Source organism: uncultured Campylobacter sp. (assembly GCF_938045595.1).
Lineage (GTDB): Bacteria > Campylobacterota > Campylobacteria > Campylobacterales > Campylobacteraceae > Campylobacter_B.
Genome location: NZ_CALIBB010000205.1, coordinates 1 through 1,310, shown reverse-complemented (window position 1 = coordinate 1,310; position 1,310 = coordinate 1). Strand labels below are relative to the sequence as shown.

Here is a 1,310-nt window from a genome sequence, read left to right as displayed (position 1 = left end):
AATTATATTAGCTCGCTTAAAAATTACTACGAGGAGCTGTTATGCGAAGCCTAAAGATCGTGCATTGCGGTATTTTCAACGAATACGACGACGGTAATTTTTTCTACGGTATGGAGCGTAAGATCAGCCACGGGCTCGTTCGCAGCGGACACTTCGTCTATGATTTTAGCTACCGCGATTGGGAGCGGAGCCTGCGCTTTTGCGGGCTGAAAAACAGCGGGTTAGAGAAGATGAACGCCAAGCTCGTGCGTATCTGCGAAAATATCGGCGCCGATCTGCTTTTAATCGGCAAAGGCGAAAAGATCAGTCTTAGCGCGCTGCGGGCGATAAAATCGGCGCTTCCTAAGATTAAAATCGCGATCTGGTACGTCGATCATCTGCAAGAAAAACGGGAATTTTTCGAAAAGCTAAGCTTTATCGACGTGTTTTTTTGGGCGAATGCGCTGAAGCTGCGCGATCTTTCGGCAAGATACGGCGCGAAATTCGCCTTTTTCCCAAACATCTCCGACGCGGCGTTTGATAGACGCCTAGACGCCGCTAAAACGACCGACGTAATCTACATAGCGCGCGATTATCAAGAGGACGTGAGGTATAAATTTGCGCTTTTGCTGCGCGATTTTTGCGAAAAAGAGGGGCTTAGGCTTAAAATTTTTGCAAGCCTCGGCGCGCCTGTCGTATTCGGCGATAAATTTCATCGCGAGATCGCGGCTGCGAAGATCGCGATAAATTTTAATCGCGACGACGAGCTTGAGTGCGCGCGCGCTCATAAATTGCTCGGCGCGAGCGACCGTATGGCGCAGTTTTTAGGATGCGGCGTCTGCACTTTTAGCCCCAAGATCGCGGGGTTTGAGCGGCTTTACGAGGATGGCTCGGAGATAGTTTATTTTGACGGTCCTGCGGATTGCTTTTCAAAGATCAAATGCCTTCTTGCTAGCGGCGAATATGCGCGTATCGCGCAGCGCGGCAGAGCCAAGACGCTAAAGATCGCAAACGCCGCCCGAGTGGCAAAATTTATGCTTGAGACGATCTTTGAAGAGAGCTTTGGCGCAGATGCCTGCGGTAAAATTTCTGATGAAAAATGCAGCGAGAGCGGCGGCGAACGTCACGACGCACCAAACGGAAGAGATAAAAACGAGCGGAGCGATTTTTACAGCGAGCCTTACGAGTGGCGCGAGTTCGTCTATAAAAACGGAGAGAAATTCAGATGATTTATTTTGTAGCCTTTTTGATCTTTGCCGCCGTAGCGGGCGTTTCGCTGCGGTATAACTGGTGGCGGATCCCGCAGGGCTGGCATAAGGCGCGGGTGCTGA

1 protein-coding gene is annotated in these 1,310 nt (G+C 50.5%); it reads left to right on the top strand.

All coding sequences use genetic code 11. From position 1 onward, the window contains the following. Positions 1 to 41: 41 nt before the first annotated feature. Positions 42 to 1,208: a glycosyltransferase gene (locus Q0340_RS08100; protein ID WP_298082889.1), complete on the top strand. Its 1,167-nt coding sequence runs from the start codon at positions 42 to 44 to the stop codon at positions 1,206 to 1,208. The last annotated feature ends 102 nt before the right edge of the window (positions 1,209 to 1,310 follow it).